Below are 25,831 nucleotides of genomic sequence, written 5' to 3'. Positions count from 1 at the left end.
CATTGCACACGCCATCACTCGGGTGTGTGATCGGTGACACACGACACCGTCCGAGGGGGCAGCGATGGGCAGCAAGCAGAGCGTTCCGGGAGTGCAGGCCGCGCCCGCTCCCACCGATCCGGCGACGATCCGCAACGTCGTCCTGGTCGGCCCGTCCGGCGCGGGCAAGACCACCTTGGTGGAGGCGCTGCTGACCGCGACCGGCACCATTCCGCGCAACGGTTCGGTCGTGGAGGGCACCACGGTGTGCGACCACGACAGCGCCGCCATCGAGCAGCAGCGCTCGGTCGCGCTCTCGGCGGCCCCGGTGCGGCACGACGACCACAAGATCAACCTCATCGACACGCCCGGCTACGCCGATTTCGTCGGTGAGCTGCGCGCCGGCCTGCGGGCGGCCGACGCGGCGCTGTTCGTGGTGGCCGCCGCCGAAGGCGTCGACGCGGCCACCCGAGCGATCTGGCACGAGTGCGCCCAGGTCGACATGCCGCGTGCCGTGGTGCTGTCCCGGCTGGACCAGCACCGGGCTGACCCGGACACCGCCCTGGAGTCCTGCCGGGAAGCGTTCGGGGCCGGTGTGCTGCCGCTGCACCTGCCGCTGCGCGGGGCGGACGGCACCTTCACCGGCCTGATGGGCGTGCTCACCGGCACCACCTCGGGCACGGGTTCACCGCGCGAGCGCGAGCGGGAACGCGCCGAGCTCATCGAGGCGATCATCGCCGAGAGCGAGGACGAGTCCTTGATGGACCGCTACGTCGCGGGCGAGCGGATCGAGGAGGCGACGCTGATCCGCGACTTGGAGACCGCGGTCTCCCGCGGCGGCTTGCACCCGGTGCTGCCGGTGTGCGCCGCCACCGAACTGGGCCTGCCGGAGCTGCTCGACGGGCTGATCCGCGGTTTCCCGTCGCCGCTGGAACATCCGGCTCCGGAGTTCACCGACCCGCGCGGCCGGGGTCCGCGCAGGCTGGACCCGGATCCGGCGGGTCCGCTGGCCGCGGAGGTCGTGCACACCTCCGTCGACTCCTACGTGGGCCGGGTGTCGCTGGCCAGGGTGTTCTCCGGGACGTTGCTGCCGGAGCGGGCGGTGCACGTCTCCGGGCACGGCATGGCCGAGCGCGGGCATCCGGACCACGACGAGGACGAGCGGGTCGCGCACCTGTACTCCCCGCTGGGCTCGGGCCTGCGGGAGGTGTCGCGGTGCGTGGCGGGCGACCTGTGCGCGCTGACGAAGCTCGGCTCGGCCGAAACGGGCGACACGTTGTCCGATCCGGCGGCGCCGCTGCTGCTGTCGCCGTGGCCGATGCCGGAGCCGCTGCTTCCGATCGCCGTCGTCGCGCACAACCGCAGCGACGAGGAGGCGTTGGCGCGCAACCTGAACCGGCTCATCGCCGCCGATCCGAGCCTGCGCCTGGAGAAGGACTCCGAAACGCACCAGCTGGTGCTGTGGTGCATGGGCGAGGCGCACGCCGACGTCGTGCTGCAACGCCTGCGCGAGGGCGGCGCCGAGGTCGACACCGAGCCGGTGCGGGTGGCGCTGCGCCAGACGTTCGGGCAGGCCGCGAAGGGCCACGGCAAGCACGTGAAGCAGTCCGGCGGCCACGGCCAGTACGCGGTGTGCGACATCGAGGTGGAGCCCGCGCCGCGCGGCACCGGCGTCGAGTTCGCCGACCGCGTCGTGGGCGGCGCCATCCCGAAGCAGTTCATCACGAGCGTGGAGAAAGGCGTTCGCGCGCAGGTGGAACGCGGCTTGGAGGACGGCGTCCCGCTGGTGGACCTGAAGGTCACGCTGGTCGACGGCAAGGCGCACAGCGTGGACTCGTCGGACGCCGCGTTCCAGACCGCCGGGGCGCTCGCGCTGCGCGCCGCCGCCGAGCAGGCCGGGCTGGTGACGCTGGAGCCGATGGACGCGGTGGCGGTGTTCATCCCGGACGAGCACCTGGGCGTGGTCCTGGGCGATCTGTCCAGCCGCCGCGGCAAGGTCGTCGGCACCGAGCCGGACGAGGCCGGCTGGACCGTGGTGCGCGCCCACGTCCCCTCCAGCGAACTGGTCCGCTATTCGATCAACATCCGCTCGCTCAGCTCCGGCAGCGCCACCTTCACCCGCCACTTCGAACGCTACGACCCGATGCCCACCTGACCGGGTGATCCACATGCGTTCCGAGTGGAGCGAACGGACCGATCGACCAATCTGATGGGGCGAACAGTCCGTTCACCCCGGCCAACGCGAGGCACCGAGCCCCCGTCGGTCTGGAAGAAGGCGGACGGCTCGGATGCAGGAGGTCATCGAAGGACTTCGCCGCAGTCACCCGAGGAGGCCCGAATGACGTCGATCTGCGCCGAGTACTGGCACTCGTATCCGCACACCGGGCGAGCGGAAAGCCGGGCGATCAGTTCAATGGCGGAACTCGACGCACTGCTCGATGCGATGCGACGCGGCCGCATCAGTGCTCTGGCGTTGTTCTCCGGTGATCAGCAACTGGTGGCGGGAGCGTTCGACGACGGCACCGGAGCGGTCGCGATGTCGGGGCCAGGCGGGACCTGCTTCACCGACGGCACCGGGCCGGAACGATCGAGCTCGTTCTTCCAAACGGACTTCCCTTCTGATGTCCGCGTCTCGGCGCACGCGGTTCGGACGGTGCTGCTCGATTTCCTCGCTGTTGGAAAGCGTTCCGACGCGGTCGGCTGGAAGGCCGCACCCGCACCGGAGATCACGAGCGCGGAGCGGGCGGAGTTCGCTGCGATCTTCGACGACCGATCGGGCGGGAAGTGATCGATCTCAGTGATGCGCTCGCCCCTATGGCGGACGCATCGGCCATCGTGCGTCGTCCACTCCGCTTCGCCTGGGGCACTCGATGAGGGGACCGTCGATCCGCGAGCTGGATTGCTCGACCTCGAACTGCACGACGTCGAGGGCGCGATCGTGCAGATCCGCAAGCTCGATAGCCGAAGGCAGGACTCCGAGGCCGGGATCGCTTGGTTCGTCCAGCATGGCGCGGATGCACAAGAAGGCCTGGTCATAGGTGTTCGCGGAACGGCCGGTGCCGTGCAGTGGTACAGCGCGAGCGAACTGCTGCAGCCGGCGCGCGGGACCAACACAGCCTCCGTGGACTACTTCACGGGTCCGACCGGTGATCACTACCCGGTCTCGCCGGGCGGGGAGATCGCCGTGGAGACCGCGTTCGAAGTCCTGCGCGAATTCGCCGCGACTCGTCGCCTCCCGGACTGCATCGAATGGCGAGCAGACGACTGAACCCGGCTCACTCGTCGTCGGTGTCGGACTCCGGTTCGGCGTCGGGTTCGGGGACGGCGGGCGGCGGCGGGGCGACCGGCTGGACGTTGAGCTGGGTCTGCGGATTGCGGGTGTAGGCGCGGGCCTGGTCCGAGGTGAGGTGGTCGGCGATCAGGCCCCACGGGACCTTGCCGCCGGAGGACGGGTACCGCATCCACACCGCGTACTCGTCGGCTTCGGTGGGCGGGAAGGTGACCGGCGGGACCGGGTCGGCGGCGGCCTCGGATTCGGCGGCTTCGACGTCCCACAGCGCGGTCTTGCGGAAGACCTCCACGGTCTCGGCGGGAACCGCCGAGGCGAGGGGGAACCAGTCGAACTGCCCGCTCGCCCACGCCCGGATGCGCACGTCGTAGCCCGTCGAACCCACTGGATCACCCTCCTCGCGACCGCACACCTGCCGTGAGCAGCCTATCCAGCGCGTTCCGCGTCCTGCCGCCCGCTCCGGTCAGAGCGAACGCACGAACGCCGCCCACACGCCGCTGTCGAACAGCAGCGCCGGACCTGAGGGGTTCTTCGAGTCGCGGACCCCGACCACGGCCTGTCCAGGGGCGACTTCGACGCAAGCACCACCGCCCTGCCCGCTCCGGCTGCTCTTGCGCCAGTGAAGCCCAGCTAAGCCCGACGTATTCGAGGTGTGGCGCCCAGTTGTCATGCGAGATCCTTTGCCAGTTCGCGGAGGAACACTTCAGAGTCCGTGATCGACAGCGCCTTCATTGTCAGCTCTTCGAACACCTGGCGGAAGCTCTCCACCTCAGCGACCTCTTCGAGGCAGGTGCCCCCGGCCTGGTTCTCGACATAGACGACACCCCGATCATCGGCATTCGCGAAGTCGAGCAGGTGGAACGATCCGAGTTGCCCTCGATGCGGCCCGCGATCAAAAGTCATGACCTGCACGATCACGTGCGGGCTGGCGCAGAACTCCAGCAGGTGCTGGATCTGCTCGACCATGACCCGCTCACCACCGATCACGCGCCGGAGAGCGGCCTCATCGATGATCGCGTGCATGAACAACGGCAGATCTTCCCTGGTGAGCGCGTCACGCCGACGGAGTCGCGCTTCGGCTTGCTTCGCCAGTCGCTCCTCCGAGACGGACAGATCGTCACCGAGCACGGCCTCCGCGTAGGCCCGCGTCTGCAGGATGCCCGGGATGAAGCCGAGATCCCATTCGCGGATCTCGCTGGCTCCCCATTCGAGCCCGACGTAGAGCGAGAACCAGTCCGGGATGGCTTGGTTTCCGTCCCACCAGCCCTTCTGCTTGGCGACATCGGCCAATTGCAGGTACCAGCCGATCCGTTCCGCCGGCACACCGAAGAACGGGAGCATGATCTCCAGGTCGGGACCGCTGATCGCGTTCCGCATGCTCTCCATGTGCGCGATCTTTCCTTGCGCGCAGCGCAGCCTGGCCGCCACGTCGCCTTGCTTCAAACCCGCGTTCTCGCGCAGCCGTCGGATCTCCTGCGCCAGCCAGCGGCGACCGACGGTCGGGCTGACGGGCTGCGCGGCCCCGGTTCCGGAACCGCTGCTGACGTCGCGCATTGATGCTCTCTTCCCCACCGTTGCTGGGCATGCTCGCCGACCGAGTCAACAAGATCACCCGGTCGTGATCTATGCGAGCAAGATTCACTAAGTAATCTTTACTGCACTGTCAGTGATCGTGCGAATGCACAACGTACTGACTCGATCCGACGACCCGATCACCAGGAGGTACACCCATGCGCTGCGGCATCGCGCTCTACGAGATCCGCCAGCCCGGCTCGGTCGGCGCGTACGAAGAGCTGGTCTGCCTCGCCGAACTCCCCGGAGACGAGGAGCTCCAGGTCTGGGAGGAATGCTTGACGGCGTGGGGATTGGCCAAGCTGCGCGCGCACGACTGCCGGTTCGGGATGTACTTCGCCGCACTGCTGCCGCTCGACGAGCGCGGCGAGCCCGACGGGAAAGCGGCCGACGAGCTGCTCGAACTGGATCGGCTGCCGGTGGAGCGGCACTTCACGTGGTCCGGCTACGTGGAGCTGGTGCCCGCCTGAACCGCGGCGGCGCGGAGGCGCTGGACGACGGTGAACGCGGACAGCACCGCCAGCACCCACACCGCGACGTCCAGCACGTACGGCAGGCCGAGGCCGTGCAGCCCGGTGCCGACGAGGACGAGCACGAAGCGTTCGGCGCGTTCGGCGAGGCCGCCGTCCGCGCTGAGCCCGTTGGCTTCGGCGCGCGCCTTCACGTACGAGGTGACCTGCGCGCCCACCAGGCAGATCAGCAGCCCGACACCGAGCGCGCGATCGTCGGCGACGACCAGCGCCCACCACACCAGGGAGCCGAACAGAGCGCCGTCGGCGATGCGGTCGCAGCTCGCGTCGAGCACGCCGCCGAACTCCGAGGACGTGCCGCCCGCCCGCGCCATCGCGCCGTCGAGGACGTCGAACAGCAGGAACACGGTGACCACGACGGTGCCGACGAACAGCTCGCCGCGCGGGAAGAACCACAGCGCGGACGCGACGCTGGCGACCGTGCCGATGATCGTCACCATGTTGGGGGTGAGACCGACGCGGACCAGCGCGGCGCCGAGCGGGTGCGTCCAGCGGGAGATCGAAGCCCGCGCGAAGATGTTGAGCATCGCCTGTTCTGCCAGCCGCCTTGCGCACCGAGTTCGTCGTGCCTGTTCCGTCGCAGAGTATCCGGAACCGCCGGGGTGGCCGGACGGCAGGCGACCCGCCACAACTCCGTGAATCAGATCACAACCCGGAATGGTTGAAGGTTCAACACCGTTACCGGAAGCGGAAACCCCTCCGCATCTGCTTCAGGAGAACGTCTATGAGCACCGCTACCACGATCCCCGGTTACGTCGTCGGCACCTGGGACATCGACAGCGTGCACTCCGACATCGAGTTCACCCTGCGCCACCTCGGCGTCGGGCGTTCCCGGGGCCGCTTCGACGGCTTCGGCGGCGAGATCGTCACCGCCGAGAACCCGCTGGACTCCACGGTCACCGCGAACATCGACCCCGCGACGATCAACACCGGCAACGGGGACCGCGACGCGCACGTGCGCAACAGCGACTTCCTCGACGTCGAGAACTTCCCGAAGGCGGGCTTCCGCTCCACCGGCATCCGCCCGGACGGCAGCGACTACATCATCGACGGCGAGTTCACCCTGCACGGTGTGACCAAGCCGGTGTCGCTGGCGGCCGAGATCGGCGGCTTCGCCGACAACGGCCAGGGCGGCACGCTGCTCGGCATCTCCGCGTCCACCACGCTCAACCGCACCGACTTCGGCGTCGGCCCCGAGGGCGGCGCCATGCTGGGCGAGAAGGTGAAGATCACCCTGGAGATCGAGGCGAACCTCCGGGCCGAGTGAGACTCACCCGAACACGACGAAGGCCGAGGACGCGGGGTGCGTCCTCGGCCTTTCTCGTGCGGGCTCAGTCCCGCCAAGCCTCCGCGAGCAGGCGGCGGGTGTCGCCGAGCAGCTGCGGCAGGACCTTCGTGTGGCCGATGACCGGCATGAAGTTCGCGTCGCCGCCCCAGCGGGGCACCACGTGCTGGTGCAGGTGCGCGGCGATGCCCGCACCCGCCACCGGGCCCTGGTTGAGACCGATGTTGAAGCCGTGCGGGGCCGAGACCTCGCGGATCACCCGCATCGCGCGCTTCGTGAACACCGCGACCGCCGTCGTCTCCGCCTCGGTGAGCTCCGTGTAGTCGGCGACGTGCCGGTACGGCAGCACCATCAGATGGCCGGGGTTGTACGGGTACAGGTTGAGGATCGCGAAGACCAGCTCGTCGCGGGCCACGATCAGCGTGTCCTCGTCCGGCAGTCCCGACTCCAGCAAGCGGCAGAACGGGCAGCCTTCGCTGGCCTCGCCCTCCGGCTTGTTCTCGCCCTGGATGTAGGCCATCCGGTGCGGGGTCCACAACCGCTGCAGCGCGTCCGGCACGCCGGTGCCGCGCTGCTCCGAGAATCGGACCCCGCTGTCGTCGTCGACGGGGCCGTCGCCGGCCGTCACGCCGTCTCCGCCTCGCCCGCCAGTTCCGCCTGGAAGATCTCCGCGGTCGGCGAGGCGTTCTCCCGGCGCTCCACCCAACGGCCCAGCGCGGACACCGCGTCCGCCACCGGCACCCCGTTGATCTGGGTGCCGTCGCGGAAGCGGAACGACACCGCGCCCGCCTCCACGTCCTTGCCGCCCGCCAGCAGCAGGAACGGCACCTTCTGCGTGGTGTGGGTGCGGATCTTCTTCTGCATCCGGTCGTCGCCGTGGTCCACCTCGGCGCGGATACCCTTGGCGCGCAACGCCTTCACCACGTCCTGCAGGTGCTCCGAGTGCTCGTCGGCGATCGGGATGCCGACCGCCTGCACCGGCGACAGCCAGGCCGGGAACGCGCCCGCGTAGTGCTCGGTGAGCACGCCGAAGAACCGCTCGATCGACCCGAACAACGCCCGGTGGATCTTGATGGGGCGCTGCTTGGTGCCGTCCGGCCCGGTGTACTCCAGGTCGAACCGGTCCGGCAGGTGGTAGTCGACCTGGATGGTCGACATCTGCCAGCTGCGGCCCAGCGCGTCCTTGGCCTGCACGGAAATCTTCGGCCCGTAGAACGCGGCGCCGCCCGGGTCCGCCACCAGCTCCAGGCCGGAGGACTCGGCCGCCTCGCGCAGCGCCTCGGTCGCCACCCGCCAGCTCTCGTCGTCGCCGACGTACTTCTCCTCGTTGCGGGTGGACAGCTCCAGGTAGAAGTCGTCCAGCCCGTAGTCGCGCAGCAGGTCCAGCACGAACGACAGCAGCGACTTGAGCTCGTCCTGCAGCTGCTCCGGCATGCAGTAGATGTGCGCGTCGTCCTGCGTCATGCCGCGCACGCGGGTCAAGCCGTGCACCACGCCGGACTTCTCGTAGCGGTACACCGAGCCGAACTCGAACATCCGCAGCGGCAGCTCCCGGTAGGACCGGCCGCGCGAACGGAAGATCAAGTTGTGGAACGGGCAGTTCATCGGCTTCAGGTAGTAGTCCTGGCCCTGCTTGCGCACCGCGCCGTTCTCGTCGAGCTCCTCGTCGAGGTGCATCGCCGGGAACATGCCGTCCTTGTACCAGTCCAGGTGCCCGGAGGTCTCGAACAGCGTGCTCTTGGTGATGTGCGGGGTGTTCACGAACTCGTAGTCGGCGGCCTCGTGGCGGCGCCGGGAGTAGTCCTCCAGCTCGCGGCGGATGATGCCGCCCTTGGGGTGGAACACCGGCAGCCCGGAACCGACCTCCTCGGGGAAGGAGAACAGGTCGAGTTCGGCGCCGAGCCTGCGGTGGTCGCGGCGCTCGGCCTCCGCCAGCCACTCCAGGTGCTCGGCCATCGCCTCCTTCGACTCCCAGGCGGTGCCGTAGACGCGCTGCAACTGCTGGTTGCTCTGGTCGCCGCGCCAGTAGGCGGCGGCGACGCGGGTGAGCTTGAAGGCGGGGATGAACTTGGTGTGCGGCACGTGCGGGCCGCGGCACAGGTCGCCCCACACGACCTCGCCGTGCCGGTCGATGTTGTCGTAGACGGTGAGCTCGCCCGCGCCGACCTCCATGACCTCGCTGGTGTCGACGTCCTCGCTGCCGGACTTGAGGTCGACCAGTTCCAGCTTGTACGGCTCGGCGGCCAGCTCCTCGCGCGCGGCCTCGATGGAGTCCAAGCGGCGGCGGGAGAACTTCTGCCCGGACTTGATGAGCTGCTTCATGCGCTTCTCCAGCGCCTGCAGATCCTCCGGGGTGAACGGGCGCGCCACGTCGAAGTCGTAGTAGAAGCCGTCCTTGACCGGCGGGCCGATGCCGAGCTTCGCGTCCGGGAACTGCTGCTGCACGGCCTGCGCCAGCAAGTGGGCCGCGGAGTGCCGGATGACGCTGCGGCCCGCCTCGGTGTCGGCGGCGACCGGCTCGACCTCCACATCGGATTCGGGCGACCACGCCAGGTCGCGCAGCTCGCCCTCCTCGTCGCGGACCACCACGATCGCCTGCGCGCCCTGCGAGGGCAGGCCCGCCTCGGCCACGGCGGCGGCAGCGGTTGTGCCCGCCGGAACCTTCACCCTGGTGACCTGCTGGGCTTCGGACGGCTGAACGGACACGATTTCTCCTCGCGAAGGACGGTCGCCGAGCGGCGACCGGCGAATGTAGGCGGCTTGCACTTGCCCCCTCGATGCTATCGGCCGACCGCCACCCGATTTCCGCCCCTTCCCGGCGCGGGCGGGTCCTCGTGCCACCCGAGCGGCCGAGCCGGCGGGTCCGAGGGGCTCCTCAGCCGAGGTCGCCGTCGGCGATCATCGCCTCGATCTCCATCGCCGAGGCCAGACCGCCCGCGCACGGACCGATCACGCCCTCCACGCCGAGCTTCCGCAGCCGGTTGGCCTGCTCGATGGTGCGCACGCCGTTGCCGACGACCGACAGCCCCAGCAGCTCCGCGGAACGGACCAGGCTGGACACGAGGTGCTCGTCCAGCGGATCCGGGCCGCCCGGTTCGGCGAAGCTGTTGAGGTAGTCACCGGTCAGCCGCACCGCGCGCAGCGGCAGGCCGCGCAGCCGGGCCACCTCCCGGTGGGCGTGGCCGAAGTCGTGCACCGCCAGCGTCAGGCCCATCTCGGCGAAGATCTCCAGCGCGTCGATCGGATCGCCGCGCTGGTCGAACAGCGCCGTCTCCGGCACTCCGACGATCAGCTTGCTGGCGGGCAGCCCCGCCGAACCGAGGATGCGGCGCATGTCGGCGACCAGCTCCGGGTCGCGCAGCTGCCGCGCCGAGAGCCCGACCGCCGCGACCGGGCCGCGGTCGCCGAACCGCTCCTGCCAGTGCACCGCGTGCGCGCACACCTGCTCCAGCATCCACGTCCCGAGCCGGGTGATCAGGCCCGTCTCCTCCGCGAGCCCGAGGAAGTCCTCCGCGTCCAGCTCGCCGAACTCCGGGTGGTCCCAGCGCAGGTGCGCCTGCACCCCCACGAGGGCGGCGGTGTCCAGCCACAGGACCGGCTCGTACTCCACGTACAGCTCGTGGTCGCGCAGCGCGCTCGGCATCGCCGAGGACAGCCGGAACCGCTCCTTCGCCTCCGCGTTGTGCGTCGGGTCGTAGAGCGCCCACTGCGCCCGGCCCTCGCTCTTCGCCCGGTACAGCGTGATGTCGGCGTCCTGCAGCAGCTCGTCGGGCCCGGTGTCGGCGACCGCGGTCTCCACGACGCCGACGCTGGCCGACGCCGTGAGCTGGTGGCCCCGCACCGACACGGGGCGGGTGACCTCGCCGAGCATGTGCTCGACGATCTCGACGAGCCGGGCCGCGCCCTGCGAGTCGGGGATGAGCACCACGAACTCGTCGCCGCCCATCCGCGCCGCCAGCCCGGACTCCATCGTGGCCAGCGCGTTGAGCCGCTGCGCCATCGCCCGCAGCAGCTCGTCGCCGACGGGGTGACCGAGGCTGTCGTTGATGGCCTTGAACCCGTCGAGGTCGAAGTAGCACAACCCGACCCGGCGACCCGGGTACGCCGGTTCCAGCGCCTCGTCCATGGTCGTCTTGAGCAGCGTCCGGTTCGCCAGGCCCGTCAGCGGGTCGTGGGTGGCCTGCCTGCGGAACTGCTCCTGGAGCATGTGCCGGTCGGTGATGTCCTCGTAGAGCAGCACCTGGTAGTCGGGCCGCTCCTGCGAGTCGCGCACCAGGGACGCCGAGACCTGCGTCCAGATGTGCGCGCCGTCCTCACCGCTGAGCCGCGTCTCGGACTGGAACCGGTCGACCTCGCCGACCGACAGCGCCTCGACGTGCTCCACCAGGTCGTCGACCCAGTCCGCGTCGGCGAGGTCGAAGACGCTGCGCCCCACGAGGTCCTGGCACACCGGCTCGAAGATGCCCTCCATCGGGGCGTTGACCTCTTCGATGGTGCCGTCGAGCGTGACGATGGCGATGCCCAGCGCGGACGAGGTGAACACCGCGCGGAACGACGCCTCGCTCGCGCGCAGCGCCTCCTCGGCGGCGTCCCTGGCCTGCAGCACGGCGCGCTTGATGACCTCCTGCTCGTCGAGGGTCTGCTCGCGCAGCTGCCCGGCGTAGCCGGCGGCCACCGAGCCGAGCACGACGACCGAGGTGGCGGGATCGGTCTCGGCCGCCCGCAGCTTCGGCAGTTCCGCCCCGAGCATCCACAACGTCCGGTCGAGGGCGGCGGGGCTGGTGAAGTGGATGCGCACCAGGCGCTCGCCGAGTTCGGCGGCGGCGTCGGCGGCCCGGTCGACGTCGTCCAGCGCGTCGAGGATCGCGTCGAGGTGGCCGCGCAGGAAGGACTCGATGTCGGCGCGGGCCATCGGGACGTAGCTGGTGCGGATGATCTCGCGGGTCCAGCGGCGGACGAAGTCCGCGCGCTCGGGTCGCTCGCCGTCGGTCATGATCCGGCACCGCCGGAATCGACCGTCCACGTCATCGCGCCTTTCGCGAGGATTCCGGAGGCGCCGCCTCGCATTCGGCATATTCCCGGCCTCCTCGAACGCCGCGCGCCGCGAACCGGGACTCCCGGGACGCGGCGCGATACCCCCTCGACCTCCGGTTCCGCCCGCACCGCGGGACACCCGGCGGCGGCGGGTTCTTCGAGGTCCACACCATCAGGCAGCCGTTCCGGCCGCTGGTGCATCGTTGCCTCCTGAGTGCCGGCGTCCACGGTGGTCGGACCGACTAAAGTCGGTACTCTACAAGATCTTTTTCGGGTAGGGGCTTCAACGCTGCCCGTGATCGTACTGTGACGGTCCGCGTCCGGTCATCAATCGAAAAACCGATCCCCTACCCTCCCGAGCGAACCGCGCTATGAGGCTTCTCACCGTCCGCATTTCGAGATTTGCGGTAAGGGCAACCTAAGCTAGAGGGATCGGATCGCACCGCGCGCGCCGGGCCCCTCTCGGGACGCCCCGGAACCCGCCGCGGCGCGCCCAACCGGGCCCGGGGGCCGATCCCCCGGTGCCACCCGTGAAGTCGAGCAGGAGGACACGCATGACCCGCCCACTGCGAGTGGCGATCGTCGGGGCCGGCCCCGCCGGCGTGTACGCCGCGGACATCCTGACGAAATCCGAGACCCCAGTGGACATCGACCTGCTCGACCGGATGCCCGCTCCGTACGGGCTCATCCGCTACGGGGTCGCACCCGACCACCCTCGGATCAAGGGCATCGTCAACGCGTTGCGGCGGATCATGGAGAAGCCGGAGATCCGGTTCCTCGGTGGCGTCAACTACGGCGAGGACATCAAGCTCGACCAGCTCCAGCACCACTACGACGCGGTGATCTTCTCTACCGGCGCCGACAAGGACCGGGCGCTGGACATCCCCGGCATCGACCTCGCACACAGCCACGGTGCCGCGGACTTCGTCTACTGGTACGACGGCTACCCCGAGGCGACCCGCGACTGGACGCTGGACGCCAAGGAAGTCGCCGTGATCGGCGCGGGCAACGTGGCGCTGGACGTGGCGCGGGTGCTGGCGAAGCAGGCCGACGACCTGCTGAGCACCGAGATCCCGGACAACGTCTACCAAGGCCTGAAGAACTCGCAGGTCACCGACGTGCACCTGTTCGCCCGCCGCGGTCCCGCGCAGGCCAAGTTCACGCCGCTGGAGCTGCGCGAGCTCGACCACCAGCCGGGCGTGGAGCTCATCGTGCACCCGGAGGGCTTCGAGCTCGACGAGGCCAGCGAAGAGGCCATCCGCAGCAGCAACCAGGTCAAGACCATCGTCAAGACCTTCCAGGACTGGGCGCTGCGGGACCCGAAGAACGACACCCCGCGGCGGCTGCACTTCCACTTCCTGCGCGGCCCCGTCGAGGTCCTCGGCACCGACCGCGTCGAAGGACTGCGCACCGAGGTCATGGAGCTCACCGGCGACGGCAACGTGCGCGGGACCGGCGAGTTCGAGACCACTCCCGCGCAGGCCGTGTACCGCGCCGTCGGCTACCTGAGCTCGCCCGTGCCGGACGTGCCGTTCGACCACGGCACCGGCACCGTCCCGAACGAGGGCGGCCGGGTGCTCGACCTCGACGGCGACCACATCAGCGGCGTCTACACGACGGGCTGGATCAAGCGCGGCCCCGTCGGCCTCATCGGCCACACCAAGGGCGACGCGCTGGAGACCATCAACAACCTGCTGTCCGACCTGGACTCGATGCCCTCGGCCGAGGAGCCCGACCGCGACAGCGTGCTGCGGCTGCTGGAGGACAACGGCGTCCGCTACACGACCTGGGACGGCTGGAACCTGCTCGACGCGCACGAGCAGGCCCTCGGCGAGGCCCAGGGTCGCGAGCGCATCAAGGTCGTCGAGCGCGACGAGATGATCGACATCTCCCGCAAGGACGGCTGAGCACGCAACCGGAACGGCCCGCCGGGGGTCCGGCGGGCCGTTTTGGGTTTCAGGGTCGGTAATGCGGAAAGAACGAATCTGGGTGGCAGTTTTGTTCGCATGGCCGGAGCGCACTACTCCATTGCGAGGTCCTCGGCCAGTCGTCAGGAACAGCGCTTCGAGCCCTGGTCTTCTTGTCATCGTCAGCATGCCCGAATCGGCCCGCAATGCCACTCAACAACTTCTGATATTCGCGGATCTTCGCCACCCGCGGATAGACGTGATTGGCATGACTTGCCTCGTTCAGTAAATACTGCCCGCGGGTAGAAATCGCCTTTTCGACCTCTTCCATGAACTTCCCGGCATTTTCATGGCGAGATTCACCACAGTCACCATGCATCTCACGAACCTTTTCAAACTGCTCCTCCAGAAGATCAGAGCATTTGAATAGTGAACCTTTTTTGCGGCTTTCCTCGACGCGAGCCAGGGATGTCATGTACCGCAACCCATTCGGCCCCATAACCTCGAAAAGGTCGCTGACCACAGCCTCCAGGGTCTGTCGAGCCAAATTTCCTGCCGCACTACGCAACCAAAATAGATTGCTCGATTCAGCATTTTTCCCTAGAAGCCTACGGAGCCGATCCGCGTATTCATGTGCGGATCGGGGTTTAAACCGGGACTGAGAAGCTAAGCCGCCGCTCTGATCCAATTCAATAAACCATTGCACAGTACAGGGAAATCGCTGACCATGATTCTCCCACAACAACTTGATCAGTTGATCGTCGTGAGTAAGCACGACCACTTGCCGCCCGTACCCCGAATCCGGCTCCATCAGGCTGTTAATGCCTTCCTTGGCGAGCTTCTCCACAGTCCCGATATCGAGCATGTCCGTCGGATCGTCGAGGATCAACGGTGCGCCGACGTGCTCCCGCTCGATTGTCGCGAGGTGACTGGCGAGTCCGAGCATGTCGAGTTGTGAATCGGACAACCGGCCGATCGCCTTCACGTTGCCGCCTTCGATCAACACGTTTAACCGCGGAGCTCCGCTCCCCTGTGTGACCTTCAACCTGATCGGCGGAGTCCGCTCCGGGGCCAGTTTACGAATCCACGAGTTGATCGGTTCCGCCAAGTCGACGAGCTTTGCCTCCAGCACCTCAGCGCGCCGCGTTTTGAGATGACCGGCCGCAACGTTGAGGGCGGCTGCACAAGCCTGGACCTTGCCGTCTTCGACGATCACTTCGGCCACGCGCCGAGCGTCCCTCACCGCTTGCTCAGCAGCCCGCAATTCGTCCCCCCGAAGTGCGTGCACCGCTTCCGATCTCTGCGCTTCCAGCTCGTTCGCCCGTTCTTGGGCAGCAGGGCGAACAACGATCAGTTCACTCAAGACCCGGGTGACGTCGTGCAGGAACTCCTGGGAGAGCTGCTCCTTAGCCAGTTCGATCGACGCGCGCAGCCTCGTCCGATGCTCGGCCCACGCACCTGCGGACTGCCGCAGCTCTCGATAAGCAGTATCGAACCCAGCACCACCGGTAAAGAGATGCAAAGCCTGCTCGTCCCACACCGGCAGGTGCCAGGCCAGATCCCGTCCTGAGATCCTGTTCAGCTCATCTCGGAGGTCGTTGCGGAGCCGTTCGTGCCGGCGTAGGCGCTCACGTTCGGACGCGGTGGCGGCCAGTTGCCGTTGCACCTCGCCGATCCGTGTCGTGGTCACCGTGCCGACCGCACATGCGGGACACGTCTCGCCCTCTTCCGCAACGGCCAGGAATGACTCAAGCAGTTGCAGGAGGCCGTCGTCGACCACGACCCCCGGAGCATTCGCGTCGTGTTCACCAAGGCGCTTCGCGAGATCGTTCAAATCAGTGACATCGGGGACCGATGGAGGCGGGTCAAACCTGCGGTTCCAGACATCAGGGAGAGCTTGATCGCCGAGACCACGACGGAGAGCGTCCACTTTGGCCAGCGCTTCCAATTCGATCATTTTAGCGATCTCGTCGACTTCGCGCCCTGCTTGAGATCCATTCTTCTCCAGAAATTCCGCCGCTGCCTCTTTGACGGAACTAGCAACAGGAGAAATCCCGGACGACGTCAGCTGGCCAGCCGCATTACTCACGAACTTCTGGGCGTTGGCCCACTTCTCGTCCGTGGAAGCTAATCCGACCGCGTCCCCGATTATGACCGCCCGATCAACACCCTTCGAATTAATGATCTCCCGGAGTCGACGCCGAGCGAGGAGCTGGATCGAAGGGACATTCACTGCCCCAACACCCCATTCACCTGCCCAGCTCGCCTCCAGACTGCGGCCCCCGTCCACCCAGCTCACCGACACTCGCGGATCGCAGAGCTGTTTCCCGTCCACCGTGGAATGCGGAATGTGGTCCTCGTCTTTGACCTCGTTCTTCAGGTCGGGCACCTGCTTGGCACGAGTGGTCACTCCTGCGGTGAGCAGCTCGACCGCATCGACGAAGCTGGTCTTCCCGGTTCCGTTCTCGGCGTAAACGATCGTGAGGCCGCGGGAGAGTTCCAGTTCCTGTTCCTCGCCGAAGGAGCGGATTCCCTGCACTCGGATGGATTCGATGTGCCCGTCGAACGGCGGTTGCGGCTGTGGTTCGTGGTCGGCAGTGAGCCCGTCGACAATCTTCCTCACCTCCTCCTCGGAAGGCTCGTCGAGCTCCTCGATCCGCCGGATGATCTCGCGCCCCAGGTCTTCTTCCACGGACACCGCACCTCGTTTCAGCATTCGGCACACTGACTGCGACGAATGCGAACACTACTGGTGCTAGCAGCCTAGGATTTCATTTCCCCATTCAGACGAATGAATGGAATATGCCGACGCAGAGCGTGCCCGAATCAGCGGAAAGCAATGCTCCGTCAGCGGCGGCGGTACGTCGAGAGGGTGATCGAGGCGGTGACCGGGAACGGGTTCGAGAGCTCGGCGATGCGGACCGGGAGGGTGTCGGCGGTGTGCCAGGCGTTGGGGCCCATGCCGACGAGGGGGGCGAGCTCGGACGGGCCCAGGTGCAGCGGGAACTCGCGGGTGGTGGCGGCGAGCGGTTCGAAGTGACCGGCGAGCTGGTCGGCGAGGCGCTGGGGTTTGCGCTCGTCCACGCTGAGCAAGTCCAGCGCCGAGACGAGTTCGGCCAGGTGCCCCGAGTTCGGGGTGACCACCAGCAGGTGCCCGCCCGGTCGCAGCACGCGGTGCGTCTCGGCGGGATTGCGCGGGGCGAACGCGTTGAGCACCGAGCCGATCGCCGCATCCCGCACCGGCAACGCCTGCCAGGCGTCGGCGAGCACCGCCGACGCGCGCGGGTGCGCCTTCGCCGCGCGGCGGGAGGCGTACTTGGAGACGTCGAGTGCCACGCCCACCTCGTCCGGCACCCGGTCCAGCACGTGCGCCAGGTAGTGCCCGGTGCCCGCGCCGAGGTCCAGCAGCGGACCGCCGGTGTGCACGTCGGCGGTGTGCTCGGCGAGCGCGTCGGCGATCGGGGCGTAGTGCCCGGCGGTCAGGAAGTCCGCGCGGGCGGCGACCATCTCGGCGGTGTCGCCCGGCCCGGGGGCGCCGCGTCCGCCCAGCAGGCTCACGTAGCCCTGCTTCGCCAGGTCGAACGCGTGGTTCGCGGGACAGCGCAAGGTGCGATCGGCCGGTTCCAGCCCACCACCGCAGTGCGGGCACGCCAGCAGCCGCGCGACTTCGTCCAACACTTTTCCGCCTCCCCTGCACCGAATCCTAGGTGGCGGCCTCGCCGCACCGCGGCTCGCACCTGGCCAACGCGAACAGCCCCCGAGGCCAACGGCTCGTTCGCCCGATTCCACCGGTCGCCTCCGCGGACGCCACTGGGCGAACGGGACCAGGCACACCGGGCGAAGCGATAGTCATCGGAGAAGCCGCACGGGTTGCGTGGTGCGGTGGCCGGGTGGGAACACTCCGGGACGAGGCCGGAGTGCGGAGGAGGCGTTGGTGGGCTCCTGGTACTGGGCGCCGGAGTACCGGCAGGCGCGCGCGGTCTGCGCGCACCTGGTCGCCGCCGTGTACCTGCTCGGCTTCGTCAACGCCCTGCGCCAGTTCCGCCCGCTGGCCGGGGAGCACGGGCTCACCCCCGCGCCCCGGTTCCTGCGGGCGGTGGGTTTCCGCCGCAGCCCGAGCCTGTTCCACCTGCACTACTCGGACCGCGCGCTCGGCGCGGTGGCGTGGGCCGGCGTGCTGCTGAGCTCCGCCGCGCTGCTCGGCGTGGTGAGCGCGTTGCCGCTGTGGGCGTGGACGCTGGTGTGGCTGGCGATGTGGGTGCTGTACCTGTCGATCGTCAACATCGGGCAGATCTGGTACGGCTTCGGTTGGGAGTCGCTGCTGCTGGAGGCCGGTTTCCTGGTGGTGTTCCTGGGCCCCGCGCACACCACTCCCCCGGCGCCGGTGCTGTGGTTGCTGTGCTGGCTGCTGTTCCGCGTGGAGTTCGGCGCCGGGCTGATCAAGCTGCGCGGCGACTCCTGCTGGCGTGATCTGACGGCGCTGCACCACCACCACGAGACGCAACCGATGCCGGGGCCGCTCAGCCGCTTCTTCCACCGGCTGCCGGGTCCGCTGCACAAGGCCGAAGTGCTCGCGAACCACGGCACGCAGCTGGTGGTGCCGTTCGCGCTGTTCGCGCCGCAGCCGATCGCGAACGTGGCGGCGGTGCTCATCGTGCTCACCCAGTGCTGGCTGCTGCTCAGCGGCAACTTCGCGTGGCTGAACCTGATCACGATCGCGCTGGCCTTCGCCGCGATGGACGACCGGCTGCTGCGCTTCCCCGTCCCGGAGACGCGGGATTCACCGCTGTGGCACCAGATCCTGGTCCTGGTGGTGGCGGCGGGAATGCTGGCGCTCGCCCACGACCCGGTGCGCAACATGATCGGCCGGAACCAGGTGATGAACCGCAGCTTCAACGCCCTGCACCTCGGCAACACCTACGGCGCGTTCGGCACGGTCACCCGCACCCGCTACGAAGTGGTCATCGAAGGAACGTCCGACCACAGCGGCGAATCCGGCTGGCGCGAGTACGAATTCCCCGGCAAACCAGGAGATCCGAACCGCAGACCACCGCAGGTAGCGCCGTACCACCACCGGCTCGGCTGGCTGCTGTGGTTCGTCGCCATCTCCCCGAACTACGGCCGATCCTGGCTCCCCACCCTCCTGCGAGGGTTGCTGCACGGCGACCACCAGATCCGCCGACTGCTACGCCACGCCCCCTTCCCCGCCGAACCACCGGCGCTCGTCCGGGTTCGGCTGTACCGCTACCACTTCGCGAACCGGCAGGAACACCTGCGCGGAGCGTGGTGGGTACGTGAGTCAGCGGGCGAACTGATCCCGGCGATGTCCACAGCGGATCTTCCCGGCTGAGCCCGGATCTCATCCTCGTCTTCGACATGTGCGCACCGCTTTGACCCTGTCTTCGCCTGGTCCCAGCAGTCCCGCTATCGCCGGCCAAGCCGGACAATCCCACCGGTCAGACTTCCACATCAACGGTGTTGATCATTAGGCTGTCAAGGCTGTCATTGTCCGGGTCACCACTTCCCCCCCGCTTCCCATCGATGACCTCGAGCCCCTCCTCTGAGATCGCGCCGAAGATCGTCGCGGCGAAGAGACTTTGGTGGTCTTCAAAGTCCATGCCGAAGTCCGGCTGGTCGGAGGTGCTCATCGTCAGATACCCGCGCAGGTGGGCGCTCTTATTGAACTCGCCCTTCTCAGTCCAGGTAAAACCCGGATCTAGCCCGTCCTGGACGGGACCGCAAACGAGGGACGGAACGTTGCCACCGCTGCAACGGGTGCTGTCGTAGAAGCCGTGTTCGGCCAAGTGGACGAAACTGTTCACCGTGCACGGCGCCAACGACCGATCCAAGATCGCCGGTATGGCACCGACGTTGGTGTTGATGGTGGCCCGCACGATGCCCTTCGCGGGCACGTCACCACTGGCCTGAGCGCCCTCGGGTGCAAGCCGTTCACTTCCATCCGGCCGGTAGTCGCACTTGACCGGGTCAGCGGAGGGTGTCTGGCGCGTTGGCAGCGGCACGAAGCCCGGTGGTATTCGCACTTCCTCGGTCCGCCGTTGCTGCGGCACACCGGAGGGATGACCGGCGTTCTGTGATGCGGCGAACTCTACCGCTTGGTAGAGCACTGCGACCACGGCCGCGACACCGGCCACGATCCCAGCAGTGATGAACAGCTTCCGCCGAAGGCCAGAGGACCGAACCGGATCTTCGCGGCCGCTGGGCTCCGCAACGAACCCGTAGGAGCCGATCGAGTTGCGAACAGCCGAGTTCGGCTGTTCCACGGCGGCCGATCGTGGCAAGTTCGCGGTCGGAGACAAACCCGGAACGAAACCGGCCTGGAAGCCCCCGATGCGCGCACCGGCTGCTTCGCCCGGCCGCCTGGTGTCACCGGTGCGTTCCAACGCTGCGCGGGCGGCATTCGCGATGGAATCGGTGCCATCCTCGGCCAATCGCTCCAGCGCAATCCTGGCCGCTTCTGCCGAACCGGCGCCGCCCGATGCCAACCGCTCGGACAACTCATCCACGATCGCCAGCCGCACGGCAGGCAACGGACTTCGCAGGGCGTGGGCGAACTCCGGCGGGAGGTCCGCCGCGACCGAGCTCGCGGCGATGATCAAGCGTCCCTGGAACTGGCTGTCCAGTCCGGGTGTCTGGGGTTTGCCCGCGGCTTGGACCTGCTCGTAGATGTAGTCGTAGAGCTCGTCCACGTCGATCAGGCCGTCGCCGTTGCGGTCGGCGCCGCCGGAACGCAGTCCTTCGATCAGCGCTCCGGTGAACACCGACGGGCTGGCCGTCCCCACGACCGTCGAGCTGGCGAATCCACCTGATTCGAAGGAGTACTCCAGCGCCGACGACGACGTCATCACCGCACTACCGCGTCCGCCCAACTGCGAGAGGACTCCGACGCTCTCTCCCGCGCGATGCGCGGTACCGGGCGGGAAGGCCCCGGCGAAGCAGCAGTCGAGGACGACCACGACTCGGCGGGATCTGGTGTTGTCCATCTGGTTGCGGACGAATTGGGCGCTGACCGCCGTGGCGTTGAGGCGGTCGTGGCGCGAGTTCGTCATCGCCAGGTGCAGCTGGCCGAAGTCGTCCCGGACGCCGTGGCCGGAGATGTACAGCAGCACCAGGTCGTCCAGCCACGCCGCCGCGAAGAGGTCCTCGATCGCCAGGCTCGCCTCGTGCGCGGGCGGATTGTGCAGGGTTTGGACCTCGTACCCGCCGACGGCCGGGTCGGCGAGCACCGCGGCCAGCGCCTCGGCGTCGGCGCGCGGTGCCCGCAATTGCCGGAAGGTGTCGTCCGAATAGCCGTCCGTGGCGATGAGCAGCGCCCGGCCCTTCCCGGTCACTTCACCACCGCCCCTGGCCGCATTCAGTTCACCCGCGTCGGAAAAGACTCACGCTAGAGGGTAGCGAAACCCATCACGCTGTGTTTCCAACACCGGCGAACCAGCCCCTCACCAGGTAGGGCGCAGCGGCATTCCCGAACGACCTTCGTCCAACCGGACTCCGAGCATCTGGTGGAGCTGGATGTTGTTGAGTTCGAAGCCCAGCCGCGAACCCGCCATGTACAACCGCCAGATCCGCGCCCGCGCGGGGCCGACCTCGTCCACCGCCTCGTCCCAGTGCTGCTCCAGGTTCGCGCACCAGTCGCGGAGGGTCAGGGCGTAGTGCTCGCGCAGGTCCTCGGTGTGGCGGACCTCGAAACCGTTGTCGTGCATCGCCGACATCAGCGTGCCCGGTCCCTCCAGCTCGCCGTCGGGGAACACGTAGCGGCCGATGAACTTGCCCGGTTTGGAGCCGCGGGTGCCGTCGGGTCGGGTGATGGAGTGGTTGAGCAACCGGCCGCCGGGGCGCAGCTTCTCGCGCAGCGACGAGAAGTACGCGGGTAGCTGCCCGAGTCCGATGTGCTCGGTCATGCCGATGGAGCTGATCGCGTCGAAGTCCGACTCGGGCACGTCCCGGTAGTCCAGGTGCCGCACCTCGGCGAGGTCGGCGAGGCCGCGGTCGACGATGGCCTTCTGCGCCCACTGCGCCTGCTGCAGCGACAAGGTCACGCCCAGCGCGCGCACTCCGTAGTGCTCCGCGGCGTGCATCACCATGCCGCCCCAGCCGCAGCCGACGTCGAGCAGCCGCATGCCCTCGCCGAGGCCGAGCTTGCGCGCCACCAGGTCGTGCTTGGTGTACTGCGCCTCCTCCAAACTGGAGCCCGCTTCCGGGTACACGGCGCAGGTGTAGGCCATCGACGGGCCCAGCACCCACTCGTAGAACCGGTTCGACACGTCGTAGTGGTACGAGACGGACTTGCTGTCGCGCAGCTTCGAATGGCGCAGGCCGCCGCGCGGCCGGTACTCCTCCGGCGGCGGGCCCACCGGCCACCACAGCCGTTGCGCGCCGAGCCGGGCGATCAGGTCGAGCTTCGTTCGGGCCGGCACCTCGCTGATCGCGATGGCCGGGAAGCGGGACAACGCCTCGTGCATGTCGCCGTGCACTTCCAGCGCCCCGGTGACGTAGGCCCGGACCAGGCCCAGCTCGTCCGGGGAGGCCGCCAGGTGCGACAGCGCCAGCGGAGATCGCAGCTCCACCCCGATGTCCGCTCCGGCCCGTCCCGCGCGGCTGCCGTCGTAGGCGCGGAACTCCACGTCGAGCCCGTCCCCCAGGATGCGCGGGAACACCTCTGCCCAACCCATGTTCGGTTCTCCTCCCTACCGGCCCCTACCGCTCGCCGACGCACTTCTCGTACAGACCGGGAAGCCGGTCGTCGGGGTCGTATCGCTGTTTCAGCTCGTCGTAGGCGGGGCGGTTGTAGAGCCGCCAGAACTCCTCGGGCTCGTAGAACGAGTCGGAGTACAGCGACTTGTGCCCGTCCAGTTCGCCGACGACGTCTTCGATGGCGCGGTTGTACTTGCCCGGCGCGTCTCCGGGGCGGGTGTCGACCGCGGACCAGAAGCCCACGTTGACGTAGAGCGTGTCCGGGTCCATCGGGTACAGCGACCAGCCCTGCGGGTCGCGCAGCCGCACCGGGCACAGCCAGATCGGTTCGATGCCGATCTCGCGGTGGAAGAACTCCAGGAATTCCGGCAGCCGCCGCACCGGGATCTCCACGTCCTGGATCACCGGTTCGCTGCCGGCCGCTCCCCGGCGCCGGGCGAGGCGGTCGGAGAGCCCGGCCTTGCGGTCCCAGGCCACGATGCGGCGGTACACGTCGGAACGCCGGTACCTGCGCGGCCACACCTTGCGGACCGCGGGGTGCTGGACGCCGAACGCGCGGGAGCACCAGAACCAGTCGGTGTCCCAGCGCCACAGGTAGTCGTGGGTGCGCAGGTGATCGGTCTGGTGCTCGCGCAGCGAGCGGTAGTAGATCCGCTGGCCGGTGTAGTCGCTGGTCGCGGGCGCCTCGGCGACGTAGGTGCCGACGGTGAGGTACTGCTCGTCGGCGGCGAACACGGTGCCGTCGACGAAGTCCACCCGGTGGCCTTCGAAGGCGCGGTCCCGGCAGATCTGCTCGATGGCCGCCGCGCACTCCTCGGCGGTGGAGAACCGGATGTGGCGCAGCCGCACGAAGGGTTCGGTGCGTTCGACCTCGACTTCGAGGCGCAGCGCGTAGCCGAGCGTGCCGTAGGAGTTCGGGAAGCCGCGGAAGAGGTCGGCGTGCTCGTTGTCCGGCCGGGCGAGCACGACCTCGCCGGAGCCGGTGAGGATCTCCATCTCGCGCACCGACTCGTGCGGCAGGCCGCTGCGAAACGATGCGGCCTCGATGCCCAGTCCGGCGACGGCGCCGCCGAGGGTGATCGTCTTGAGCTGCGGGATGACCAGCGGCATGTGCCCGGTGGGCAGGTGCGCGTCGACGACGGTCTCGTAGGTGGCCATGCCCTGCACCTGCGCGGTGCGGGTCTCGGGGTCCACCGAGAGCACCCGGTTGAGCCTGCCGACGTCGAGGCCGGTGGTGGCGGAGTCGCGGAACCGGAACAGGTTGGAGGTGGGTTTGGCCAGCCGCACCTGCTGTCCGGGCGGGATTTTCGCGTATTCGTCGACCAGGGCGGCGACCTCGTCGGAGTGGTCGGCTGGCGCTGCTCCCGAGATTCCCGGATCGACTCCCATGCGTCCGACCATATGGCGCCGACGGGGTCGCGGCATCCCACTTCCCGGAGCTCGTGGCGCTGCGACCGCCCGAACGGCCGGTCAAAACACCCAAAATCCGAGCGGCTCGCCGCCACCCCGAAAAGCGCCAACAAGTTGCGTCACGCAACTGATTTCGCAGGTCATCCGACCCGGCGATCACCGGCCGGAACGCCCTCGCCGAGGGCTTGCGCGAGGCGCGGACCAGCCCGATTGCTCCGTTCGAGCGATATTGATCACAGCGGCCGCCGGAGCCGCCCGAACGGCCCAGCCCGTGAGCGCCCGGCTACGCCGCGTCGACGCGGGCGGGGCCGTGGGCGGGCCCCCGAACGCCCGCCCACGAACCGCCGGTCATCACCGCTTCGGGACGACACCCGCGTACGTCAGGAAGTCGGCGATGCCGAACTCCTGGCCGACCCCGCCGACCGTCGGCTCCCACCGCGGGAACACCGACAGGTAGGACGCCGGGTCGGACTGCAGCATCCCGATCAGCGTCTCGGCGACGATCCGGCCGCCGACCGGACCCAGCTGCCTGCCCGCGTGCAGGACCTCTGCCTCCTTGAGCACGTAGTACCAGAGGTAGATCGGCCCTTCGCTGTCCAGCTCCTCGTCGGTCAGCGGGATCTCACCGATCTTGCGCGCCACGTCCTGGCCCGACGGCAGCTGCTGGGTCTCGCTGCGCAGCAGGTTGCGCACCACCAGCGAACCGAGCTGCGAGGGCAGCGCCCCCGCCACGGCGCCCGGCACAGCCTTCACCGGCAGGTCCAGCAGCCTGCGGTTGAGCTTCGCCTCCAGGCGCTTCGCCCGCGCCGCCTTGATCTCCGGGTCCAGCTGGAAGAAGTACCGCCAGTCCACGGCGTGCTCCGGGCGCACCGGACCGCCGCGCAGGTCCGTGCGCGGCTCCTCCGCCGCCTCCGGGTCCAGCGGGAACAGGTCCGCGACGAAGTGCTCGTTGACCCGGTACCGCGAGCGGATCGTGGAATGGCCGAACCGGTAGGCCGCGACCGCGAACTCCACGGGGATGAACGGGCGCTCCACGTCGTAGAAGCGCAGGCCGTTCTCGTCGATGTCCTCGATCAGCTGCTCGCCCACCACCAGCGGCAGGAACTCGTGGTGCAGGATCCACTGGTAGTGCCAGCGGGTGATCTGCTGGGCCTTGCGCAGCAGATCGCCGTAGTAGTCGCCCAGGTCGAGCAGGTCCTCCAGCCGCGCGCCCGCCACGTCGTCCGGCGGCGGCGCCGGCTGGGCCGGGAAACCGGTGCCGAACACGTCGGTGATCTGCCCGGAACGCAGATCGTCCACGACCCGGTTGTGGAACTTGATGAACGCCAAGTGCAATTGCGCCAAGAGCAGGTTCTCGTCGTTGCGCGGATCACCGATCAGCGCGATGTCCTCCTTGGTCCTGGCGAAATCGTGACCACCGGGATCCAAGGCGAGCTTCGTACCGCTGGATTCGGGATCGTAGAGGTATTCGTTGACCACCGGACCGCCGCCGTAGAGGTGGTCCAGGTCCAGCCTCGGCGGCCGGAAACTGCGCAGCGCGTTCGGATCGACCTCCTGCCCGAGCATGCTCGTCGGGTCGAAGGTGACGTTGTGATCCACGAATTGGCCGAAATAGGTGAAACCCGAGTCGAGCACGGTGCTCTGCTGCTCGTCGAGGGTCTCACCACCGTCGACCTTCCCACCGGGCAGGCCGAATTCCTCGGCCATCGGCAATCCGGTGGGTTCTCGCGGCGGAACCGTCGGGAACAGCCGTCCGAAACGCCCGCCCGCCGATTCGTTCCCGGGTGCCACGTATTGACCGCGTCCCCGCTGACCGTGTGATGCCATTCGTCGAACCCCCATTGCGTGAATGCGCCACCGGCTCCGGGCACGACTCACCCAGGACATTCGCGCACGATTCGACGGAACCGATCACGAGAACCGGCCGGAACGCCGGTGCGATCAGCAGAAGCGCCGTCGAGCGGAGCGGACGTTTCCTCCCCGGAAGTCCGCCAGTGCCGGTGACCCCGTTTCCCCTACGGGTTCGGCGAGATCGTCGACCTCGCCGAACCCGAAGCTAGAGGTGCCGCGAGAACGTCGGCAACCGAACCCACCCGGGATCACTCGAACAGAC

20 protein-coding genes are annotated in these 25,831 nt (G+C 68.4%); 7 read left to right on the top strand and 13 right to left on the bottom strand.

Features of this window, described 5'->3' with window-relative positions:
- Nucleotides 1–64 precede the first annotated feature (64 nt).
- The 3 genes from BJ969_RS07510 (at nt 65) to BJ969_RS07500 (ending at nt 3,247) form a co-directional block, all read left to right on the top strand.
- Nucleotides 65–2,134 (top strand): elongation factor G-like protein EF-G2, encoded by a 2,070-nt coding sequence (locus BJ969_RS07510; protein ID WP_184478097.1) that lies wholly within the window; start codon nt 65–67, stop codon nt 2,132–2,134.
- A 183-nt stretch (nt 2,135–2,317) separates the two neighbouring features.
- Nucleotides 2,318–2,767: an Imm1 family immunity protein gene (locus tag BJ969_RS07505; RefSeq protein WP_184478096.1), complete on the top strand. Its 450-nt coding sequence runs from the start codon at nt 2,318–2,320 to the stop codon at nt 2,765–2,767.
- Between the two features lie 111 nt (nt 2,768–2,878).
- Complete coding sequence (locus BJ969_RS07500) at nt 2,879–3,247, top strand: Imm1 family immunity protein (RefSeq protein WP_184478095.1); 369 nt, start codon at nt 2,879–2,881, stop codon at nt 3,245–3,247.
- Nucleotides 3,248–3,254: 7 nt separating this feature from the next.
- Here BJ969_RS07500 and BJ969_RS07495 read toward each other — a convergent pair whose 3' ends face one another.
- The 3 genes from BJ969_RS07495 to BJ969_RS07485 form a co-directional block, all read right to left on the bottom strand.
- Nucleotides 3,255–3,653 (bottom strand): hypothetical protein, encoded by a 399-nt coding sequence (locus BJ969_RS07495; protein ID WP_184478094.1) that lies wholly within the window; start codon nt 3,651–3,653, stop codon nt 3,255–3,257.
- A gap of 78 nt (nt 3,654–3,731) precedes the next feature.
- The gene (locus tag BJ969_RS07490; protein WP_184478093.1) at nt 3,732–3,938 is read right to left on the bottom strand and encodes a DUF397 domain-containing protein; all 207 of its coding nucleotides are present in this window, start codon (nt 3,936–3,938) and stop codon (nt 3,732–3,734) included.
- Nucleotides 3,935–4,822, bottom strand: a complete 888-nt coding sequence (locus tag BJ969_RS07485; protein ID WP_184478092.1) for a helix-turn-helix domain-containing protein — start codon at nt 4,820–4,822, stop codon at nt 3,935–3,937. The genes BJ969_RS07490 and BJ969_RS07485 overlap by 4 nt, the downstream gene beginning before the upstream one ends.
- Nucleotides 4,823–4,998: 176 nt before the next feature.
- On the opposite strand from BJ969_RS07485, the gene BJ969_RS07480 reads away from it, so the two are divergent.
- The gene (locus BJ969_RS07480) at nt 4,999–5,310 is read left to right on the top strand and encodes a hypothetical protein (protein WP_184478091.1); all 312 of its coding nucleotides are present in this window, start codon (nt 4,999–5,001) and stop codon (nt 5,308–5,310) included.
- Here BJ969_RS07480 and pgsA read toward each other — a convergent pair.
- Nucleotides 5,286–5,897 carry a phosphatidylinositol phosphate synthase gene (pgsA, locus tag BJ969_RS07475; protein ID WP_184478090.1) on the bottom strand — a complete coding sequence of 204 codons (612 nt, stop codon included), beginning with the start codon at nt 5,895–5,897 and terminating at the stop codon, nt 5,286–5,288. The genes BJ969_RS07480 and pgsA overlap by 25 nt on opposite strands.
- A 197-nt stretch (nt 5,898–6,094) precedes the next feature.
- Between pgsA and BJ969_RS07470 the strand changes: the two genes are divergently transcribed.
- The gene (locus tag BJ969_RS07470) at nt 6,095–6,637 is read left to right on the top strand and encodes a YceI family protein (protein WP_184478089.1); all 543 of its coding nucleotides are present in this window, start codon (nt 6,095–6,097) and stop codon (nt 6,635–6,637) included.
- Nucleotides 6,638–6,701: 64 nt separating this feature from the next.
- Here BJ969_RS07470 and BJ969_RS07465 read toward each other — a convergent pair whose 3' ends face one another.
- From BJ969_RS07465 to BJ969_RS07455, 3 genes are all read right to left on the bottom strand, one after another.
- On the bottom strand, nt 6,702–7,175 hold the full coding sequence (locus BJ969_RS07465) for an HIT family protein (RefSeq protein ID WP_184484972.1): 474 nt from the start codon (nt 7,173–7,175) through the stop codon (nt 6,702–6,704).
- A 104-nt stretch (nt 7,176–7,279) separates the two neighbouring features.
- Nucleotides 7,280–9,322 (bottom strand): threonine--tRNA ligase, encoded by a 2,043-nt coding sequence (thrS, locus tag BJ969_RS07460; protein ID WP_184484970.1) that lies wholly within the window; start codon nt 9,320–9,322, stop codon nt 7,280–7,282.
- A 208-nt stretch (nt 9,323–9,530) separates the two neighbouring features.
- Entirely contained in the window at nt 9,531–11,648 is a 2,118-nt protein-coding gene (locus BJ969_RS07455; RefSeq protein WP_184478088.1) for a putative bifunctional diguanylate cyclase/phosphodiesterase, read from the bottom strand.
- 595 nt (nt 11,649–12,243) lie between these two features.
- Between BJ969_RS07455 and BJ969_RS07450 the strand changes: the two genes are divergently transcribed.
- The gene (locus BJ969_RS07450; protein WP_184478087.1) at nt 12,244–13,596 is read left to right on the top strand and encodes an FAD-dependent oxidoreductase; all 1,353 of its coding nucleotides are present in this window, start codon (nt 12,244–12,246) and stop codon (nt 13,594–13,596) included.
- A gap of 49 nt (nt 13,597–13,645) precedes the next feature.
- Here the strand turns inward: BJ969_RS07450 and BJ969_RS07445 are convergent, their stop codons facing one another.
- A complete protein-coding gene (locus BJ969_RS07445; protein WP_184478086.1) occupies nt 13,646–16,288 on the bottom strand; it encodes an AAA family ATPase in 2,643 nt (880 codons plus the stop codon).
- A 155-nt stretch (nt 16,289–16,443) separates the two neighbouring features.
- Nucleotides 16,444–17,274, bottom strand: a complete 831-nt coding sequence (locus BJ969_RS07440; RefSeq protein ID WP_184478085.1) for a putative RNA methyltransferase — start codon at nt 17,272–17,274, stop codon at nt 16,444–16,446.
- Nucleotides 17,275–17,527: 253 nt separating this feature from the next.
- On the opposite strand from BJ969_RS07440, the gene BJ969_RS07435 reads away from it, so the two are divergent.
- Nucleotides 17,528–18,946, top strand: a complete 1,419-nt coding sequence (locus tag BJ969_RS07435; protein WP_184478084.1) for a lipase maturation factor family protein — start codon at nt 17,528–17,530, stop codon at nt 18,944–18,946.
- Between the two features lie 106 nt (nt 18,947–19,052).
- Here the strand turns inward: BJ969_RS07435 and BJ969_RS07430 are convergent, their stop codons facing one another.
- The 4 genes from BJ969_RS07430 to BJ969_RS07415 form a co-directional block, all read right to left on the bottom strand.
- Nucleotides 19,053–20,945 carry a caspase, EACC1-associated type gene (locus tag BJ969_RS07430; RefSeq protein WP_184478083.1) on the bottom strand — a complete coding sequence of 631 codons (1,893 nt, stop codon included), beginning with the start codon at nt 20,943–20,945 and terminating at the stop codon, nt 19,053–19,055.
- Between the two features lie 108 nt (nt 20,946–21,053).
- Nucleotides 21,054–22,286, bottom strand: coding sequence for an SAM-dependent methyltransferase (locus tag BJ969_RS07425; RefSeq protein WP_184478082.1), 1,233 nt, complete (start codon nt 22,284–22,286; stop codon nt 21,054–21,056).
- Nucleotides 22,287–22,311: 25 nt separating this feature from the next.
- A complete protein-coding gene (locus BJ969_RS07420; RefSeq protein WP_184478081.1) occupies nt 22,312–23,697 on the bottom strand; it encodes an FAD-binding oxidoreductase in 1,386 nt (461 codons plus the stop codon).
- Between the two features lie 372 nt (nt 23,698–24,069).
- Nucleotides 24,070–25,425, bottom strand: a complete 1,356-nt coding sequence (locus BJ969_RS07415; protein WP_221315735.1) for a peroxidase family protein — start codon at nt 25,423–25,425, stop codon at nt 24,070–24,072.
- Nucleotides 25,426–25,831: the final 406 nt, after the last annotated feature.

The organism is Saccharopolyspora gloriosae (genome assembly GCF_014203325.1).
Lineage (GTDB): Bacteria > Actinomycetota > Actinomycetes > Mycobacteriales > Pseudonocardiaceae > Saccharopolyspora_C > Saccharopolyspora_C gloriosae.
This window is presented reverse-complemented; position numbering and strand designations above follow the sequence as displayed.

Coding starts and splice junctions, on each gene's coding strand:
- BJ969_RS07510 (WP_184478097.1), top strand. CDS start 65: ATGGGCAGCAAGCAGAGCGTTCCGGGAGTGCAGGCCGCGCCCGCTCCC.
- BJ969_RS07505 (WP_184478096.1), top strand. CDS start 2,318: ATGACGTCGATCTGCGCCGAGTACTGGCACTCGTATCCGCACACCGGG.
- BJ969_RS07490 (WP_184478093.1), bottom strand. CDS start 3,938: ATGACAACTGGGCGCCACACCTCGAATACGTCGGGCTTAGCTGGGCTT.
- BJ969_RS07485 (WP_184478092.1), bottom strand. CDS start 4,822: ATGCGCGACGTCAGCAGCGGTTCCGGAACCGGGGCCGCGCAGCCCGTC.
- BJ969_RS07480 (WP_184478091.1), top strand. CDS start 4,999: ATGCGCTGCGGCATCGCGCTCTACGAGATCCGCCAGCCCGGCTCGGTC.
- pgsA (WP_184478090.1), bottom strand. CDS start 5,897: ATGCTCAACATCTTCGCGCGGGCTTCGATCTCCCGCTGGACGCACCCG.
- BJ969_RS07470 (WP_184478089.1), top strand. CDS start 6,095: ATGAGCACCGCTACCACGATCCCCGGTTACGTCGTCGGCACCTGGGAC.
- BJ969_RS07465 (WP_184484972.1), bottom strand. CDS start 7,175: ATGGCCTACATCCAGGGCGAGAACAAGCCGGAGGGCGAGGCCAGCGAA.
- BJ969_RS07455 (WP_184478088.1), bottom strand. CDS start 11,648: ATGACCGACGGCGAGCGACCCGAGCGCGCGGACTTCGTCCGCCGCTGG.
- BJ969_RS07450 (WP_184478087.1), top strand. CDS start 12,244: ATGACCCGCCCACTGCGAGTGGCGATCGTCGGGGCCGGCCCCGCCGGC.
- BJ969_RS07425 (WP_184478082.1), bottom strand. CDS start 22,286: ATGGGTTGGGCAGAGGTGTTCCCGCGCATCCTGGGGGACGGGCTCGAC.
- BJ969_RS07420 (WP_184478081.1), bottom strand. CDS start 23,697: ATGGGAGTCGATCCGGGAATCTCGGGAGCAGCGCCAGCCGACCACTCC.
- BJ969_RS07415 (WP_221315735.1), bottom strand. CDS start 25,425: ATGGCCGAGGAATTCGGCCTGCCCGGTGGGAAGGTCGACGGTGGTGAG.